General features: G+C 63.4%; 16 protein-coding genes and 1 tRNA gene. 13 read left to right on the forward strand and 4 right to left on the reverse strand.

Annotated elements, in window-relative coordinates; all coding sequences use genetic code 11:
• Window positions 1-9: 9 nt before the first annotated feature.
• Window positions 10-600: an NAD(P)H:quinone oxidoreductase gene (gene wrbA, locus FLQ44_RS05910; protein WP_147688538.1), complete on the reverse strand. Its 591-nt coding sequence runs from the start codon at window positions 598-600 to the stop codon at window positions 10-12.
• A 61-nt stretch (window positions 601-661) separates the two neighbouring features.
• On the opposite strand from wrbA, the gene FLQ44_RS05915 reads away from it, so the two are divergent.
• Window positions 662-1,867 (forward strand): YihY family inner membrane protein, encoded by a 1,206-nt coding sequence (locus tag FLQ44_RS05915; protein ID WP_147693516.1) that lies wholly within the window; start codon window positions 662-664, stop codon window positions 1,865-1,867.
• Here FLQ44_RS05915 and FLQ44_RS05920 read toward each other — a convergent pair.
• The 3 genes from FLQ44_RS05920 to ispB all read right to left on the reverse strand — a co-directional run bounded on the left by FLQ44_RS05920 (window position 1,813) and on the right by ispB (window position 3,899).
• Complete coding sequence (locus FLQ44_RS05920) at window positions 1,813-2,646, reverse strand: DUF3025 domain-containing protein (RefSeq protein ID WP_147693517.1); 834 nt, start codon at window positions 2,644-2,646, stop codon at window positions 1,813-1,815. The genes FLQ44_RS05915 and FLQ44_RS05920 overlap by 55 nt on opposite strands.
• 190 nt (window positions 2,647-2,836) lie before the next feature.
• Window positions 2,837-2,911: transfer RNA gene (locus tag FLQ44_RS05925), tRNA-Arg, on the reverse strand.
• 16 nt (window positions 2,912-2,927) lie between these two features.
• On the reverse strand, window positions 2,928-3,899 hold the full coding sequence (gene ispB / locus FLQ44_RS05930; RefSeq protein WP_147693518.1) for an octaprenyl diphosphate synthase: 972 nt from the start codon (window positions 3,897-3,899) through the stop codon (window positions 2,928-2,930).
• Window positions 3,900-4,092: 193 nt separating this feature from the next.
• Between ispB and rplU the strand changes: the two genes are divergently transcribed.
• The 12 genes from rplU (at window position 4,093) to tpx (ending at window position 16,745) form a co-directional block, all read left to right on the forward strand.
• Window positions 4,093-4,404: a 50S ribosomal protein L21 gene (gene rplU, locus FLQ44_RS05935; protein ID WP_147693519.1), complete on the forward strand. Its 312-nt coding sequence runs from the start codon at window positions 4,093-4,095 to the stop codon at window positions 4,402-4,404.
• A 12-nt stretch (window positions 4,405-4,416) separates the two neighbouring features.
• Window positions 4,417-4,692: a 50S ribosomal protein L27 gene (gene rpmA / locus FLQ44_RS05940; RefSeq protein WP_017508668.1), complete on the forward strand. Its 276-nt coding sequence runs from the start codon at window positions 4,417-4,419 to the stop codon at window positions 4,690-4,692.
• Between the two features lie 162 nt (window positions 4,693-4,854).
• The gene (gene obgE / locus FLQ44_RS05945; RefSeq protein WP_147693520.1) at window positions 4,855-6,060 is read left to right on the forward strand and encodes a GTPase ObgE; all 1,206 of its coding nucleotides are present in this window, start codon (window positions 4,855-4,857) and stop codon (window positions 6,058-6,060) included.
• Window positions 6,061-6,110: 50 nt separating this feature from the next.
• Complete coding sequence (locus FLQ44_RS05950) at window positions 6,111-7,382, forward strand: hypothetical protein (protein ID WP_240801194.1); 1,272 nt, start codon at window positions 6,111-6,113, stop codon at window positions 7,380-7,382.
• A 2-nt stretch (window positions 7,383-7,384) separates the two neighbouring features.
• Entirely contained in the window at window positions 7,385-8,113 is a 729-nt protein-coding gene (locus FLQ44_RS05955) for a hypothetical protein (RefSeq protein ID WP_017508671.1), read from the forward strand.
• The gene (locus FLQ44_RS05960) at window positions 8,113-10,923 is read left to right on the forward strand and encodes an ATP-binding protein (protein ID WP_147693521.1); all 2,811 of its coding nucleotides are present in this window, start codon (window positions 8,113-8,115) and stop codon (window positions 10,921-10,923) included. The genes FLQ44_RS05955 and FLQ44_RS05960 overlap by 1 nt, the downstream gene beginning before the upstream one ends.
• A gap of 113 nt (window positions 10,924-11,036) precedes the next feature.
• The gene (locus FLQ44_RS05965) at window positions 11,037-11,774 is read left to right on the forward strand and encodes a M48 family metallopeptidase (RefSeq protein ID WP_147693522.1); all 738 of its coding nucleotides are present in this window, start codon (window positions 11,037-11,039) and stop codon (window positions 11,772-11,774) included.
• A 117-nt stretch (window positions 11,775-11,891) separates the two neighbouring features.
• Window positions 11,892-12,761: an MBL fold metallo-hydrolase gene (locus tag FLQ44_RS05970; protein WP_147693523.1), complete on the forward strand. Its 870-nt coding sequence runs from the start codon at window positions 11,892-11,894 to the stop codon at window positions 12,759-12,761.
• A 454-nt stretch (window positions 12,762-13,215) separates the two neighbouring features.
• On the forward strand, window positions 13,216-14,673 hold the full coding sequence (locus tag FLQ44_RS05975; protein WP_147693524.1) for a high affinity choline transporter 1: 1,458 nt from the start codon (window positions 13,216-13,218) through the stop codon (window positions 14,671-14,673).
• A gap of 154 nt (window positions 14,674-14,827) precedes the next feature.
• Complete coding sequence (locus FLQ44_RS05980; protein ID WP_147693525.1) at window positions 14,828-15,721, forward strand: DMT family transporter; 894 nt, start codon at window positions 14,828-14,830, stop codon at window positions 15,719-15,721.
• A gap of 25 nt (window positions 15,722-15,746) precedes the next feature.
• Window positions 15,747-16,142 carry a carboxymuconolactone decarboxylase family protein gene (locus FLQ44_RS05985; protein ID WP_147693526.1) on the forward strand — a complete coding sequence of 132 codons (396 nt, stop codon included), beginning with the start codon at window positions 15,747-15,749 and terminating at the stop codon, window positions 16,140-16,142.
• Between the two features lie 105 nt (window positions 16,143-16,247).
• A complete protein-coding gene (gene tpx / locus FLQ44_RS05990; RefSeq protein WP_147693527.1) occupies window positions 16,248-16,745 on the forward strand; it encodes a thiol peroxidase in 498 nt (165 codons plus the stop codon).
• Window positions 16,746-16,812: the final 67 nt, after the last annotated feature.

Consider the following 16,812-nt stretch of genomic DNA (forward strand, 5'->3'; position numbering starts at 1 on the left):
GCGGCAGCCTTACGCGGCCAACCTTTTCGCCATTTCGGCCAGGCGCTTGCCCTGGGCGATGGCCAGTTTTTTCTCGTCGTCGCTGATCGGCGCATTGTTGCTGCCAGCCACGTGGGTCACGCCGTAGGGGCTGCCCCCGGTGGTGGTATGGCTGAGCGCTGGCTCGCTGTACGGCAGGCCTACCAGCAGCATGCCGTGGTGCAGTAGCGGCACCATCATGGTGAGCAGGGTGCTTTCCTGGCCGCCGTGCTGGGTGCTGCTGCTGGTAAAGACGCAGGCCGGTTTGCCGGCCAGCGTGCCCTGCATCCACTGCGGGGCGGTGCCATCCAGAAAGTACTTCATGGCGGCGGCCATATTGCCGAAGCGGGTGGGGCTGCCCAGCGCCAGGCCGCTGCATTCGGCCAGGTCTTGCGCTTCTACATAGGGCGCGCCGCTATCCGGCACGGCGGGGGCGGTGGCTTCGCACACGGTAGACACCTTGGGTACGGTGCGCAGGCGGGCGCGGCAGCCGTCCACGCTATCGATACCGCGGGCGATCAAGCGTGCCAGCTCGCGCGTGGCGCCGTGCTGGCTGTAGTAGAGCACCAGAATTTCCTGCATGGCCATTCCTATCGGTTAACATTGCGGATCTGAAAATTTTACCTGACATTCCCCACTTATCGTGATCAAGCCATTGTCTTTCTGGGGCTTTACCGCCTTTTTGCGCCGCCGCCTGGCGCAGCAGCGCGTGATGCAGGTAGCCGGCAGCCTGACTTTTACCACCCTGCTGGCGCTGGTGCCGCTGCTGACCATCGCCATTACCGTGATGTCGGCGTTTCCGGTGTTTTCCGACTACAGCACCCGCTTCAAGGTGATGCTGCTGTCCACGCTGGTGCCAGAGTTCGCCGGCAAGGTGATTTCGGTATACATGCGCCAGTTTGCCGACAACGCCGAAAAGCTGACTGCCGCCGGTATCGTGATGCTGGGCGCGACCTCGCTGATGCTGATGGCCACCGTAGAGCGCACCTTCAACAGTATCTGGGGTGTGCGCCGCGCGCGGCCGTGGCTGCAGCAGAGCATGGTGTACTGGACGGTGCTGACGCTGGGGCCGCTGGCGCTGGGCGGCGGTTTGCTGGGCTGGCGTTTGCTGTTCAAGCTGACGCATATCGAGCGCATCTCGCCGCTGCTGGACGAAACCCTGCAGTCGGTAGGCAGCGTCACGCTCACCATGCTGGTGCTGGCGCTGGTGTTCCGCATCGTGCCCAACCGCTATGTGCCGGTAAAGCACGCCATGCTGGGCGGCCTGCTGACGGCTATCTTGCTGGAGGCGACCAAGCTGGGTTTTGGTTTCTATATTGGCCAGATCGCCAGCTACCAGCTGGTGTACGGCGCGTTTGCCAGCGTACCTATCCTGCTGCTGTGGCTGTTTTGCCTGTGGCTGGTGGTGCTGGCGGGGGCAGTGCTGACCGCGTCGTTTTCGTACTGGGAAGGCGGTGCCTGGCAGCGCCGAAACGAGCCGCGCCGCCGCTTTCTGGATGCAGTCGAGGTGCTGGTGATGCTGGACCGCGCCCAGGAACAAGGCCAGGCGCTGCGGCCGGAAGACCTGCGCCGCGAGGTAAAAGTGGGCTACGACGAGCTGGGCAGCGTGCTGGACCGGCTGGCGCAAGCCGGCTACGTGCAGCGCGGCACGCGGGACAGCTGGGCGCTGCTGCGCCGTGCCGAGCACATCGACCTGGCCGAGCTGTTCCGCCTGTTTGTGTACCGGCCAGAGCAGCACGCGCAGGACGACGATATCGCCGCCGAGATAGAGGCGCTGCTGGGCAGCACCATGGCTCAGCTGGGCGAAGTCTCGGTGGCGGCGTTTGCCCGCCGCGTGGGGCGGAAATAAGCGGTATTGGCGTAGAAGGCCGCATCCTGCTGCGGCCACCAGCCCGGCAGGCCCAGCAGCGGTAGCGGCAGCAGCTCGCGCGGGCGCGCCAGCCAGCTATCGTCCTGCAGCAGGGCGGCCAAGCGGGCATCCAGCTGCTGCTGGCGTTCTGCGTAGCCCAGCGTAAAGAAATCTTCTGCTACCGGTAGCAGCAGCGCCTTGCCGCACCAGCCGATGTGCATGGCCAGCCCCTGTTCGAACAGCGCGTGGCCCAGCACATGGGTATCGATGCGCGTGCCCCAGGCATCGGCGTGCGTCACCAGCAGCGTCTGCCAGTCCATACCCTGTAGTGCCGCCGACAGCGCCGGGTCGGCCACCGGCACGATCACCCCGCATTCATCCAGCAGCGTGGCTGCATCGCGAAACGGGCCGCGGCCTACCTCGCCGCGCGCGATGGCGCGTACGTGGCGGTCGTTCAGCGCGATTTTGCTGCGCGGCCACGATAGCCAGGCCAGCGCGCCAAACCAGTCGTGCCAGTTTTGCGTGCGGGTCGGTACCTCGCCGTGGGCGCCAATGTGCATCTCGTAGTACAGCGTGGGGTCGAGGTCGCAGGCAAAGCGCAGGCCGGGCGGCAGCGCCTGGCCCAGCCGCCGCGCGTGGGCGGTGAGGCGGTCGAAGTCAGCCTGTTGCGGCCAACTTTGCGGCTGCAGCGCCTGCCACGGCGCCAGGCTGCGGTACAGAGGGTGGTCCGGCCACGGGGTAAAACCGGTGGGCAGGCAGCCCTGGGCAATCATGCGCATGGCGCGGGTTTACTGTGCCTGGCTGGCGGAGACGTTGGCCGCAGCTTGCGGGCGGGTAAGGTGGTGGATGGTGACAGACAGCACCACGCCGATGACGGCGAGCAGGGCAAGGCGTTGCAGCAGGTTCATGTGTATTACTCCGCATTCGGAAAGACAAACGCCACCCGCTAGGGTGGCGTGCAGGTCGGGGTGGCGCCCCCGCCGGGAATCGAACCCAGAACTGCCCCTTAGGAGGGGGCCGTTATATCCATTTAACTACAGGGACAGCCAGAAACTTGGTACTAGGCGTTGCGTGCCACGGACAGGCGCGCAATCTCGGCCATGGCCGTTTTGTGCTCGCTGTCCGGCAGGGCTGCCAGCGCAGCCACAGCGCGTTCGGCCGCTTTTTCGGCCTCGGCGCGGGCGTAGTCCAGCGCGCCGCAGGATTGTACAGCAGTCAGCACCTCATTGAAACGCTCGCGGCTGGCGGCTTCCAGCGATTCGCGCACCACGGTGGCGGCCTCGGCCGGGCCCTGGCGCATGGTATAGATCAGCGGCAGCGTGGGCTTGCCCTCGGCCAGGTCATCCCCCAGGCTCTTGCCGATGGTGGTGGCGTCGCCGCTGTAGTCCAGCACGTCGTCGATAATCTGGAAGGCCGTGCCCAGGTGCATGCCGTAGTCGGCCAGCGCTTGCTCTTGTTCCGGTGTGGCCTTCGCGATGATGGCGCCTACGCGGGTGGCGGCCTCGAACAGCTTGGCGGTCTTGTACTGGATCACTTTCAGGTAGTCGTCTTCGCTCACGTCCACATTGCCGATGTTCAGCAGCTGCAGCACTTCGCCTTCGGCAATGATATTGGTGGCGTCGGCCATCACTTCCAGAATGCGCATGCTGCCGGTGGAGACCATCATCTGGAAGGCGCGGGTGTAGAGGAAGTCGCCCACCAGCACGCTGGCAGCGTTGCCGAACATGGCGTTGGCGGTCTGGCGGCCACGGCGCATGTCGGATTCGTCTACCACGTCGTCGTGCAGCAGCGTGGCGGTGTGGATGAACTCGATCATCGCGGCCAGCTCGAACAGGTGCTTGTCACCGTAGCCCAGCGCACGGCCTGCCAGCAGGGTCAGCATCGGGCGCAGGCGTTTGCCGCCGGCGGAAATGATGTACTCGGCTACCTGGCTGATCAGGACAACATCGGAATGCAGACGGGTGCGGATAGCCTGATCGACGGTGTTCATGTCGTTGGCGGTAAGCGTGCGAAAGAGCGGAGTGGATGACATCGCGACCGGGTTCTTTATATGGATATTGGCTGGAAAACCGCGCGATATTAGCAGAGTTGGCCGCACTCTTGCCATGGTCGCCCGGTTACACAGTGTTGTTTTGACGAGAAAATTGACAACAAACAATCACTTGCGTATAGTCTTGCGTTCTTCGCGCACATCGCGCGTTGACAGAATATTAGGAGCTATACGAATGTATGCGGTCATAAAAACTGGCGGTAAACAATACAAAGTTGCCGTTGGTGAAAAACTCAAAGTAGAACAGATACCTGCAGACATCGACAGCCAAATCGTACTGGAAGAAGTGCTGATGGTTGTGGACGGTGATCAGGTTTCCGTAGGCGCCCCGCTGGTAGCTGGCGCAAAAGTGCAGGCTACTGTTGTTTCCCACGGTCGTGGCGAAAAGGTACGTATCTTCAAGATGCGTCGCCGTAAGCACTACCAGAAGCACCAGGGTCACCGTCAAAACTTCACCGAAATCCGCATCGACGCGATTTCCAAGTAAGGATAAACAGACATGGCACACAAAAAAGCAGGCGGTAGCTCCCGCAACGGTCGTGACTCCGAAGCCAAACGCCTGGGCGTTAAGGTTTACGGTGGCGAACTGATCCCGGCTGGTTCCATCATCGTGCGTCAGCGCGGTACCAAGTTCCACGCTGGCGAAAACGTTGGCATGGGCAAGGACCACACCCTGTTCGCGAAAGTGGACGGCTATGTTGAATTCGCTGTTAAAGGCTCGTTCAACCGCAAGACCATTACCGTTGTTCCGTACACCGGTGTTGACGCCGAGTAATCTCGCGTTGACGAAAAAAAGCCCTATCTTGTGATAGGGCTTTTTTGTTTAAGCTAATCGCGTTGGCTCTGAGGCGTGAGGCGCAAGCGGCTGCGGCCAAGTCCTGGCAGTGCAGTTTTGGCGGCTGTTTGCGCCTGACTCCTCGGTAATACTGGAGGTTCCATGAAGTTTATTGATGAAGCGCGTATCGAAGTACGTGCAGGTAAAGGCGGTAACGGCTGCTGCAGTTTCCGTCGTGAAAAATTCATTCCGCGCGGCGGCCCGGATGGTGGTGATGGTGGCCGTGGCGGTAGCGTTATCGCCATTGCAGACGAAAACATCAACACCCTGGTGGAATACCGCTTCGTGAAGAAGTACCTGGGTGGCCACGGCGAAAACGGCCGCGGTGCCGACTGCTACGGCAAGGGCGCCGAAGACGTGTACCTGCGCATGCCGGTGGGCACGCAGATTATCGACGCCGACAGCGAAGAAGTGGTCGCCGACCTGACCTTCAACGGCCAGGAAGTGGTGCTGGCCAAAGGCGGCAAGGGCGGCCTGGGCAATATCCACTTCAAGAGCTCGGTCAACCGTGCCCCGCGCCAGTTTACCCGTGGCGAAGTCGGCGATATCCGCAACCTGAAGCTGGAGCTGAAAGTGCTGGCCGACGTGGGCCTGCTGGGCATGCCGAACGCGGGCAAGTCCACCTTCATCCGCGCCGTGTCTGCCGCCAAGCCGAAAGTGGCCGACTATCCGTTTACCACCCTGCACCCGAACCTGGGTGTGGTGCGCATGGACGATACCTCCAGCTTCGTGATCGCCGATATCCCAGGCCTGATCGAAGGCGCGGCAGAAGGCGCTGGCCTGGGCCACCGCTTCCTGAAGCACCTGCAGCGTACCGGCATCCTGCTGCACCTGGTAGACCTGGCCCCGTTTGACGAAGCCGTAGACCCGGTAAGCGAAGCCCGCGCCATTGTGGAAGAGCTGAAAAAGTACGACGAAGAGCTGTACCACAAGCCGCGTTGGCTGGTGCTGAACAAAGTCGACATGCTGCTGGAAGAAGAGCGTGACGAGAAGGTAAAAGCCTTCCTGGAAGCCTACGACTGGCCGCAGCAGCAGCCGGACGACCGTTTCGGCTTCGACATGAACGCGCAGCGTTACTTTGTCATCTCCGGCCTCACCGGCGAAGGCACCCGCGACCTGGTATTCGCCATGAACGAATACATCAAGGTACTGCGCGAGCAAGAGCGTAAAGCCCGCCAGCTGGCCGAAGAAGCCGAGCGCGCCGCCAAGCTGGCCAAAGCCGCCGCCGCGGTGATCCAGCCGGCCCCGGCCGATGACGCAGCGCCCGCTGCCGATGCCGCTGGCGATACCGTCGCCATTGACGAGTAAGACCCCACCTCTGACAATCCGGTCTGTTTCCCGCAGACCGGATTGTTTCCTTGGATTCCCTTTCCGAATTTTTCCGCCCGGGCATGGCCCCGGACAGCCTGCCGGCGCTCTCGCGCCTGAGTGCAGCCTGGCCTTACCTGGCGGTGTTTGTCACCCTGTTTCGCGGTGGCGACGAAGAAGTGCTGATGCGCCTGTTGGTGCTGCGCGAGCTGGGTAGCCGCGCCGACTCACCGTACTGGACGCCACAAGACATTGCCCAGCGCTTTGCCTACCTGAACGACACCAAGCTTGGCACCATCCTGGGCCGCCTGCGCGAGGGCGAGCTGCTGGTATACGACAGCGACAGCGGCCACTACGCGCTGAGCGAAGGCGCCCGCGTGGCGCTGGCTGCGCTGGCCACGCTGATCGACTTTGCCGGCGACGACGTGGAGCTGGGCTATCTCACCAGCCAGGTGGCCGCCGGGCAGTCGGTAGGGCAGGTGTCGGACGAAGCCATGCAGCACCTGCTGGCGCGCCTGAACGAGCTGCACGCCGAGTTTGCCGACGCGCTGGAAAGCCAGTCCGAGTTCCGCATCCGCGCCGCGCAGCACCGGCTGGAGTCGGTATGGCGCTGGGTGGGCAAATCCACCGAGGTGATACGCAACCTGACCCGCGACGACACGCTGACGCTCACCACGCTGAACCAGGCGCAGGCCATTGCGCTGGCGCAAAGCCGCATGCTGGCGCTGGCCGGTACTTTCGAGCGCCGCCTGGCGCAGCTGGCTGCGCAGCGCGTACACCTGGGCAGCTCCGGCCTCACCTCTACCGATATTGCCGACTGGCTGCGCCACCAGGGCGGGGCCACGCTGGCCGCGCTGCTGGGCAATGCGCTGTCTTACGGCGTAGAGCCGGCTTTTCTCACCACCCCCGAGCTGGGCGACGTGGCCGAGTTCGAGCTGCTGGGCCGCGAAAGGTTGGCCGCGGCCAACACGGCGCTGCCACAAGCCGCCAGCGCCGAAGCCGCCGACGCGCCCGAGATGGAGCGCCTGCTGGAAGCCGAGGCGCTGTACGACAGCCTGCTGCAGCTGGGGCTGGACGGCGCGCCGGGCGAGCAGGGCTACCCCATTGCCGACGCGGTGTTGGCCGCAAGCTACAACGAAACCGCCTACCGCCTGTCGCTGCTGTCGCTGCTGGGCGACCCGGAAAGCAGCAGCGACCAGAGCGTGATAGCGTCGCTGGCGCGCCTGCCGCTGCAGCTTGCTGGCGGCCATAGCATCATCACCCCCGATCACCCCGAAGTCGCCTCGCTGTCCGATGCGCGGCTGATAGCGCAGAAACCCTGAGCATGGAACAGCAACTGACCACCCTGATTGCGCGCCTGCTGGCGCACCGCGTGCTGCCGCGCAGCGACGCCCTGGCGCGCCGCGCGCTGCTGGACGAAACCTTCCGCCTGGAGCTGGACCAAAGATTGGCCGCAGCCGGCCTGCAGCTGGTAGAAAACCCCTACGCCGAGCACATTGCCGTGGCGCTGCTGCCGGCGCTCACCGAGCCGGTATTCGGCAGCGGCGAAGCCTGGCTTAACAACAACCTGGGCCTGCCGCGTGACGGCGTGGCGCTGCTGGTGATCGTGTGGGCGCTGATTATTTTGCCCAAGCGCGAACGCCAGGTGTCGCGCGTAGCCGCCGGCAACGAAGGCCAGCACGATATGTTTGGCGCGCAAAAGCCGCTGGAAACCGGCGACACCGTGTCGGTAGGCGTGTCGGAAGACGCCCTGTACGCCGACTTTGGCAAGCAGCTGGGCGGGCGCACGCGCTTTAACGCCAACCTGGGCCGCCTGGTGAACCTGGGCTTCTTGCAGCGGCGTAACCGCTGGCTGGTAGAAGGCCCGCTGCTGGACGTGATGATCGACTACAGCCAGCTGGCGCCGCGCATCATCGAAGGCGCGCTGGCCGAAGTGCTGTCGCGCCGCGGCCAGCTATCGCAGCACCTCACCGCGCAGCAGCTGCAGGACGGCCCGCCAGGGTTGGCCGCAGACAGCGCAGAAACAGACAAGCCACACGAGGAGCAAGCCTGATGTTCCAGATGAAATCGGTAGAAATGGTGCACTGGGACTTCTGGCAACGCCTCACCGTGCCGCTGGACGCGCAGATCGTCACCATCATCGGCCCCAACGGCTCCGGCAAAACCACCCTGCTGGACGCCATGCGCACGCTGCTGGCCATCAAGTGCTCCGGCAAGCGCGACTACAAGCGCTATGTGCGCAACAACCGCGAACCGTATGCCTTCCTGAAAGGCGTGGTAGACAACCCGCGCCGCCTGCAGGGCGGCCTGTACCCCACGCCGTTCTTCCCGCTGCTGCAGCCGGAAGTCACCCTGCTATGCCGCATTAAGAAGCAGGGCGGCGACTGGGTGCGCCACTACGCCATTCTGGAAGGCGACGTGGCGCTGGATCAGGCCATTGGCGATAGCAGCGTGCCGTGGCTGGGCGTGCAGGAATACCGCCGCCGCCTGGAAGCCGCCGGCCTTACCGCCGCCGTGGCCGAAGTGCTGGCGCTGGAGCAGGGCGACACCGACAAGCTCACCGAATACAGCCCCAAGCAGCTGCTGGACCTGGTGTTCCAGGTGTTTGGCGATAAAGACGTGCTGGCCAACTACCAGCACGCCCGCGACGAACAGAAAGCCGCCGAGGCCGAGCTGGCCGCCCTGGGCCGCCAGGAAGAAGCGCTGCAAGGCCGCGTGGAAATGATGAAAAGCCGCGCCAGCCGCTACCTGGAATGGGTGGGCCTGAGCAAGCGCATTACCCGCCTGCGCGACGACGCGCTGCCGGTACTGGGGCTGATCGACGGCCGCGCCGCCACCGGCAAGCTGTGGCAAGACTACCGCCGCCTGCAGGGCAGCTACCTGGCTGTCAGCCGTCAGCACCGCGACACCCTGCAGCTGGTGGCCACACTGCGCGACGCCGAAAGCAGCGCCCTGGCGGCGCGTAATGCCGCCGAGGCCGTGCGCAAGCAGGCGCAGGACGACTTCATGCAGGCACGCGACGCCGAGCGCGATATCGCCAGCCAGCTGAAAGAGCGCGACCGCCTGCAAGCGCTGGCCAGCCGCGAATACGGTGAAGATGCCGCCACGCTGGGCCACAAGTTGGCCGCACTGCGCGACGCCAACGAGCGCCTGCGCGACACGCTGAAAGCACAAAAAGCCGAGCGCGACGGCTATAGCGCCGAGCTGGCTGCACTGGAAGGCGGCAAGCCGCGTGCGCCGGAAGACGTGCGCCACTTCCGCGCCGCGCTGGACGAAGCCGGCATCGGCCACCAGATGCTGGCCGACATCGTTGAAGTGACCGACAGCCGCTGGCAGGGCGCGGTCGAGGCGCTGCTCAAGCCTTACCGCCACGTGGTGCTGCTACAAGACGCTGGCGACCGCCGCGCCGCCTGGCAGCTGGGCGAAAAGCTGCGCTATCGCCACTTTGTTGTACCGGAAACCGCCGCCGCGCCGCGTGCGCGCAGCGGCAGCCTGCTGGAGGTGGTGCGCTTTGCTGCCGACGCGCCGGACTGGCTGTACCAGCAGATGAACCGCGTCAGCCGCGTGGCCAGCGTGGCCGACGGCGCCGGTGAAGACGGCGACTGGATCACGCCGGAGGGTTACTTCCGCGAACGCCGTGGCGCGCGCCACATTGGCGTACCGGCGCACGATTTTGCCTTTGGCGAAGCGGCGCGCCAGACACGGCTACAGGCGCTGCGCGACAGCCTGAAAGCGCTGAACGTGGCCATGCTGCGCCACGAAGAGCAGCTGGTCGCAGCCAGCCGCGAGGCCGCACAGCTGGCCGAGTACCTGTCCGGTATGGACGCCATCCGCCTGCTGGATAGCCGCGCCGAAGAGTTTGCCGCACTGGCGGCGCAGGCCGACAGCCTGAAGCAGGCGGTGGCCGAGGCGGGCGAAAGGTTGGCCGCCGCACAGGCCGAGCGCGACGCCGCCGAGCAGCGCTACAGCGACGCCCGCATCGCCCACGACCGCGTATGCCAGCGCGAGCAGGACAGCCTGCAGGGCGAGCACAAGGCGCAGGCCGACATGGCGCAGGCGCGGCGCCTTATCCGCCGCCACCTGGCCGAGCTGCGCGACTGCCGCCGCCAGCTGCCGGCTGCGGCGCAGGACGCGGCCTTTGTGGCGCAGCTGGCCGACGAGTTCGAATCCGCCGCCGACGTGCGCCACGAAATCAGTTATCTGGAAGAAAGGTTGGCCGCAGGCGAGTGGGAGCGTGACGACGCGGTATTGCAGTTGAAAGACAAACTGCAGGAAGACCTGAGCAGCCTGACGCGCGAATGCCAGCGCCGCCAGGCCGAGGTAGAACGCGCCGCCGGCCTCACCAGCGACGCGCGCGATGCCTACCTGGGCAAGCTGCGCGCCACCGTGCGCGCCTACGGCCACAACGTGAAGCGCCTGGGCGAGCTGGCCGGTATTGGAGTAGAGGTGGAGCTGCCCACGCTGGCCAACGACGACGCCCTGCTGGCGCAGGCTGGCCTGGTGCTGAAGTTCAACTTCGACCAGAAAGGCCTGATGGGCCTGAACGATGGCGAGGCGTCCGGCGGCCAGCAGGTGATGAAGTCGCTGATCATGCTGATCGGCCTGATGATGGACGAAAGCAACCCGTCCGGCTTTGTGTTCATCGACGAGCCGTTTGCCCACCTGGACATCTTCAACATCGACCGCGTGGCCGGCTTCCTCAAGGCTACCGAGGCGCAGTACCTGATTACTACGCCCAATACGCACAACATCAACATCTTTGCGCCGTCCGGCCTGACGCTGGCCACGCGCAAAAAGCGGCCAGGCGAGCAGTGGGCACCGCCCATCCTGCAAACCCGGCGCCGCGTGGATGCTGCGTCGTAAACACCCCACCCGGCCTGGCCGGGTTTTTTTATGGCACACTTGATAACGAATGCATAGACATTCATCAAGCATGCTAATAGAATGCCGTTCTTTTTTGACTTTGGCATAAAACCATGAAAAAGCTCGCGCTTGTCTCCCTGCTGTCTCTGGCCCTGTGCGGCCCTGCCCAGGCATTTGGCCTGAACACCCTGCTGAGTGCCGGTACCGATCTGGTGAAGTCCGCCACCCTGTCTGATGCCGAAGTGCAGGCCATGGCGGCCGAGTCCAGCAAGGCGCTGGACAAGCAGGCCAAGGTAGCCGCCGCAGGTAGCCCGCAAGCCAAACGCCTGGCCAAGATCGTGAGCGGCCTTAGCAGCGAAGACGGCCTGAAGCTGAACTTCAAGGTGTATCTGGATAAAGAAGTGAACGCCTTTGCCATGGCAGACGGCACCGTACGTGTGTACAGCGGCCTGCTGGACAAGATGACCGACGACGAAGTGCGCTATGTGATTGGCCACGAAATCGGCCACGTGAAGCTGGGCCACAGCAAGAAAGCCATGCAAGTGGCCTACGCGGCGTCTGCCGCGCGCAAGGCCGCTGCCGGTAGCGGTAACGCCAATGTGGCCGCGTTTTCCGAGTCGGAAATGGGTGAGCTGAGCGAGCAAATCCTGCACGCGCAGTTCTCGCAGTCGCAGGAAAGCGATGCCGATGCTTACGCAGTAGAGTTTCTGAAGCGCCATAACTACAAGCTGGACGCCGCCCCGTCTGCGCTGCGCAAGTTGGCCGCACTGTACGGTAACGACAGCAGCCTGCTGTCCAGCCACCCTGCCGCGGGCGACCGTGCCGACAAGGTAGAAAAGCTGATCAAGTAATACCCGGTGTCGTTATCGGAACAGCTCGCTAATGCGGGCTGTTTTTTTATCGATAGCGTACATGACAAAACCAAGCACTTGCTTGACAATGGCGGCTCACCGATTCGGGAGATTTCGATGCGTACCCTGACATCCTTGCTGGGCAATTCACAAAAACTGGACGGCGGTGCCATGTTTGGCAACGCGCCGCGTGCGGTGTGGGCCGGCTGGCTAGCGCCGGACGAGCAAAACCGCGTGCCGCTATGCTGCCGCTGCCTGCTGGTCGAAGAGGCTGATGGCCGCCGTGTGTTGCTGGAAACCGGCATCGGGGCTTTTTTTGCCGCCAAGCTGCGTGAGCGCTATGGCGTGATGGAAGAAAACCACGTGCTGCTGGATTCGCTGGCCGCGCACGGGCTGCGCCACGAGGATATCGATGTGGTGGTGCTGTCGCACCTGCACTTCGACCATGCCGGCGGGCTGTTGGCCGCATGGGATGGCGAGCCGGCGCGCTTGTTGTTCCCCAATGCGCAGATTGTGGTGGGGCGCGAGGCCTGGCAGCGGGCGCTGAACCCGCACCCGCGTGACCGCGCATCGTTTGTGCCGGAGCTGGTGGCGTTGCTGGAAAGCTGTGGCCGCCTGGTGCTGGTGGATGGCGAGCAGCCACCGGCCTGCCTGCCGCCAGACTGGCGTTTTAGCGTGTCGCACGGCCATACGCCGGGCATGCTGCTGGCCGAGATCCCCATGCCGGATGGCCCGGTGGTGTTTGCCGCCGACCTCATCCCCGGTGCCCCCTGGGTACACGTGCCCATCACCATGGGCTACGACCGCTTTCCCGAGCAGCTGATAGACGAAAAGCGCCACCTGTTGCAGCGCCTGGCGGGTGTGCATGGCCGCCTGTTTTTTACCCACGACCCGGCGGTGGCCTGTGCCCCGGTACTGTACGACGCGCAAAAGCAGCGTTTTTCGGTGATGGCAGGGCAGGGCAGCTTGCAGCGGCAGGCTAGCTAGGGCGCTTTTGTGCTGCCTGGCCATGTCGTGGGCGGGGTGTTTTGACCCGGCTGTTTTTTCTTATGCCAGTGGAAAAGTGTGGCGTATGTTTAACATATTCTACGACACTTAAACGCACGTTTGCGGCACAATAAGCCACAGTTTTGCGAGGGGGCTACCCCCCGCAGCGCTGTGGCTTTTTTGTTGTATTAGCTAGCTTATTGCCTTGTTTTTTAAAGATTTATGACGGGCGTGCTAAGCAGCGCTTTGGCGGTTTTGTGGCGTAACCGGTGGCAGCTGTGCTGCCGCCCGGTTCTCGTTGTGTTTAATAAATTGCTCGGTTTGTGTTGTGGGCTGGCTATAATGGCCGCCACAACAAAAGTAACAAGCCGATTGAGCGTGGCCGTTTTGCTTGCCCTGGGCAGGCTGGGGCCACACTTGCCGAAACACTGCATTGGGAGAAGGAGACTCAGACATGCTTGTCTGGTTCGTCGTCATGTATCTGGCCGTTACTGTGGGTATTGGCCTGTACGCATCTACACGCGTAAAAAACGCAAAAGATTTCGCGGCCGGTGGCCGTAGCATGCCATTCCATATCGTCGCGGCCATGGTGTTTGCCACCTGGTTTGGTTCCGAGGCGGTATTGGGTATCCCGTCTACCTTTATCGAGGAAGGCTTTCACGGCATTGTGGAAGACCCGTTCGGCTCGTTTACCTGCCTGATGCTGGTGGGGGTGTTTTTTGCCCGCCCGCTGTACCGCATGAACCTGCTGACCATGGGCGATTTCTTCCGCCAGCGCTATGGCAGCACGGTAGAGGTGATTACCAGCCTGGCGATCATGATGTCCTACCTGGGCTGGATTGCCGCCCAGCTTACCGCGCTGGGCGTGGTGTTCAATGTGCTGTCTGATGGCGGTATCACCACCACCCAGGGCATGCTGATCGGCGCCGGTATTGTGGTGATCTATACGCTGTTTGGTGGCATGTGGTCGGTGGCGCTGACCGATTTCTTCCAGATGGTAATCATCGTCGGTGGCCTCTTGTACCTGGTGTGGCTGTTCAGCGGCATGGCCGGCGGTGCCGACAAGGTGATTGCCAAGGCCGCGGGCGAGGGCAAGTTCACCTTCATTACCAGTACCGAGCCGCGTGATCTGGTGGCCTTTATCGGGGCGGCCGTCACCATGATGTTCGGCTCCATTCCGCAGCAGGACGTGTTCCAGCGCGTGATGTCGGCCAAGAGCGAAAAAATCGCTGTGCGCGCCACCATCGTGGGGGCCGTGTTTTACCTGACCTTCTGCCTGCTGCCGGTGTTCCTGATTTACGCCGCATCGATGATCAACCCCGAGCTGGTGCAAAAATGGCTGGCGGAAGATTCGCAGATGATCCTGCCGCGCATGATTCTGGAAGAAACCCCGCTGTTCGCCCAGGTGATGTTCTTTGGCGCGCTGCTGTCGGCCATCATGTCTACCGCGTCCGGCACGCTGCTGGCGCCGTCGGTGATCTTTGTGGAAAACATCTTCAAGCACTTCAAGCCCAAGATGAGCGACCGCGAGTTCCTGCTGGCGACCCGTGCGGCCATTCTGGTATGTGCTGTGGGTACCACGCTGTTTGCGCTGTATTCCGATGCGTCCATTTACGAGATGGTGGGTAACGCTTACAAAGTGACCCTGGTGGCAGCCTTTGTACCGCTGACTGCCGGCCTGTTCTGGAAGCGTGCCACCACGCAGGGCGCCATGCTGGCGATTATCCTGGGCGTAGGCACCTGGATTGCCCTGGAGCTGACGGCTACCGATACCGATTTCTGGCCACCACAGCTGGCGGGCTTGCTGATGAGCGTGCTGGGCATGCTGCTGGGTTCGCTGCTGCCGCAGTTTGTCGCGCCACAGTGCGCAGTCAAAGCGGGTGGTAGCCAGCCGCAAACGCAGGCGGGTTAACGCGTTTTACCAGCCGCACAGCAGGGGACCATCGCTTTGGGCTGTGCGGCCTGGCCATTGTCTTACCGGGGCACCTGCCCCGGTTTTTTTATGGGAACAGTTTGTTGCGCCGCGCTGGCTTGTCTGGTGGCACGGCACATGGCATGGTGCTTTCATGAAAACGACATCACCCCGCATTGCTTATCTGCTGCTGACGCTGACCGCCCTGTTCTGGTCGGGCAATTTTGTGCTGGCCCGTGCCATGCACGCCAGTGTTGCCCCGATGACCCTTTCCTTTGCCCGCTGGGCCATTGCCCTGTGCCTGCTGCTGCCGTTTGGCCTGCGCCCGGCCTGGCAGCAGCGTGCGCTGTGGCGGCCGCACTGGCGCCGCCTGCTGTTATTGGCGCTGCTGGGCGTCACCGGCTTCAACTCGCTGGCCTACTGGGGGCTGCAGTACACCGCCGCCACCAACGCGGTGCTGCTCAATTCCTTTATCCCTATTTTGATCGTGCTGTTTGGCGCGCTGTTCTTTGGCATGAAGATCGGCCGGCGCCAGGCGCTGGCGGTAGGTATTTCTTTTATCGGCGTGCTGTTCATCGTGGCGCATGGCGACTGGCACAGGTTGGCCGCACTGGACATCAACCGTGGCGACGCGGTGGTGTTTCTGGCCATGGTGGCGTGGGCGCTGTACACCCTGCTGCTCAAGCCGCTGCCTGCCACGCTGGACCGCATCGGCCTGCTGACCGTACTGGTGGCTATCGGCTTGCTAGGCATTGTGCCGCTGTTTGCTGCCGAGCTGGCCAGCGGCCGTTACACCCCGTTGACCACCGGTACGCTGGCCACCTTTGCCTACGTTGGCACGCTGCCATCGGTAGCGGCCTACTACTTTTACAATCTGGGCGTGGCCCGCGTGGGCGCGGCGCGCGCCGGCATGTTCATCCACCTGATGCCCGGCTTCGGCGCCGTGCTGTCCATGCTGTTTCTGGGTGAAGCGCTGCAGTGGTACCACCTGGCCGGTATCGGGCTGATACTATCGGGCGTGGTGCTGGCCACGCGGGCTGGCAAGTAGCCCCCTTGTTAACAGGAGTGAAAGCATGAGCGAGCAAGACAAACAGGCCGGGTTGGCGCGGCGCACCCAGGTGATGGGCGAGGCGTTTGCCACGCGGGCGATGAGCGATCTGGACGGTTTCAGCCGCCCGCTGCAAGACTGGCTGAACGAACACGCCTGGGGCAGTACCTGGCAGCGCGACGGTATCGACCTGAAAACCCGTAGCCTGCTGACCTGCGCCATGTTGGCCGCACTGGGCCGTAGCCAGGAGCTGAAAGGCCATATCCGTGGTGCCATCAATAATGGCGCTAGCCTGGTAGAAATCCGCGAAACACTGCTGCACTGCGCCGTGTACGCCGGGGCACCGGCGGCGGTAGAGGCCTTCCGCGCCGCGCGCGAGGTACTGGCCGAGCTGGGCCTGCAGCTGCCGGACGAGGCGTAGCGCTAGGCCTGGCGGCCAACCCTGCTGTCAGCGGGGTTGAAATTTCGCCAGCTTGCCCCACACTCTGGGCATTACCCACTGTTCTTACCCAAAAGGAAACATGCAATGGCAACCGTTACCCTGAAAGGCAACCCTGTAGACGTAGCCGGTACCCTGCCGGCCGCTGGCAGCGCCGCCCCGGCTTTTACCCTGACCGCTGGTGACCTGTCCGACGTGGGCCTGGCTGCCTTTGCCGGCAAGAAAAAGATCCTGAACATTTTCCCGTCGGTGGATACCCCTACCTGCGCCACCTCGGTACGCAAGTTCAACGAAAAAGCCGCCGCCCGTGATGGCGTGGTAGTGCTGTGCATTTCTGCCGACCTGCCGTTTGCGCAGAAGCGTTTCTGCGGTGCCGAGGGCATCGAAGGCGTGGCCAATCTGTCTACCTTCCGCAACCCGGCTTTTGCCGAGGCCTACGGCGTGCAGCTGGCTTCCGGCCCGCTGGCCGGCCTGACTGCCCGTGCCGTGGTAGTACTGGACGAAAACGACCAGGTGCTGCATAGCGAGCTGGTAGCCGAGATCGCCGACGAGCCGAACTACGACGCCGCGCTGGCCGTGCTGTAAGACAGCCAGGTCGCCAAGACGAAAAACCGGTCAGCTTGCGCTGGCCGGTTTTTTATTGTGCTGTAAA

The sequence above is a fragment of the Vogesella mureinivorans genome (genome assembly GCF_007644035.1).
GTDB classification, from domain to species: Bacteria; Pseudomonadota; Gammaproteobacteria; order Burkholderiales; family Chromobacteriaceae; genus Vogesella; species Vogesella mureinivorans.

Bases quoted from the DNA above. Each gene is read 5' to 3' on its own strand.
- rpmA (WP_017508668.1), top strand. From the start codon at position 4,417: ATGGCACACAAAAAAGCAGGCGGTAGCTCCCGCAACGGTCGTGACTCC.
- wrbA (WP_147688538.1), bottom strand. From the start codon at position 600: ATGCAGGAAATTCTGGTGCTCTACTACAGCCAGCACGGCGCCACGCGC.
- FLQ44_RS05955 (WP_017508671.1), top strand. From the start codon at position 7,385: ATGGAACAGCAACTGACCACCCTGATTGCGCGCCTGCTGGCGCACCGC.
- obgE (WP_147693520.1), top strand. From the start codon at position 4,855: ATGAAGTTTATTGATGAAGCGCGTATCGAAGTACGTGCAGGTAAAGGC.
- rplU (WP_147693519.1), top strand. From the start codon at position 4,093: ATGTATGCGGTCATAAAAACTGGCGGTAAACAATACAAAGTTGCCGTT.
- FLQ44_RS05970 (WP_147693523.1), top strand. From the start codon at position 11,892: ATGCGTACCCTGACATCCTTGCTGGGCAATTCACAAAAACTGGACGGC.
- ispB (WP_147693518.1), bottom strand. From the start codon at position 3,899: ATGTCATCCACTCCGCTCTTTCGCACGCTTACCGCCAACGACATGAAC.
- FLQ44_RS05965 (WP_147693522.1), top strand. From the start codon at position 11,037: ATGAAAAAGCTCGCGCTTGTCTCCCTGCTGTCTCTGGCCCTGTGCGGC.
- tpx (WP_147693527.1), top strand. From the start codon at position 16,248: ATGGCAACCGTTACCCTGAAAGGCAACCCTGTAGACGTAGCCGGTACC.
- FLQ44_RS05975 (WP_147693524.1), top strand. From the start codon at position 13,216: ATGCTTGTCTGGTTCGTCGTCATGTATCTGGCCGTTACTGTGGGTATT.
- FLQ44_RS05920 (WP_147693517.1), bottom strand. From the start codon at position 2,646: ATGCGCATGATTGCCCAGGGCTGCCTGCCCACCGGTTTTACCCCGTGG.
- FLQ44_RS05960 (WP_147693521.1), top strand. From the start codon at position 8,113: ATGTTCCAGATGAAATCGGTAGAAATGGTGCACTGGGACTTCTGGCAA.
- FLQ44_RS05985 (WP_147693526.1), top strand. From the start codon at position 15,747: ATGAGCGAGCAAGACAAACAGGCCGGGTTGGCGCGGCGCACCCAGGTG.
- FLQ44_RS05980 (WP_147693525.1), top strand. From the start codon at position 14,828: ATGAAAACGACATCACCCCGCATTGCTTATCTGCTGCTGACGCTGACC.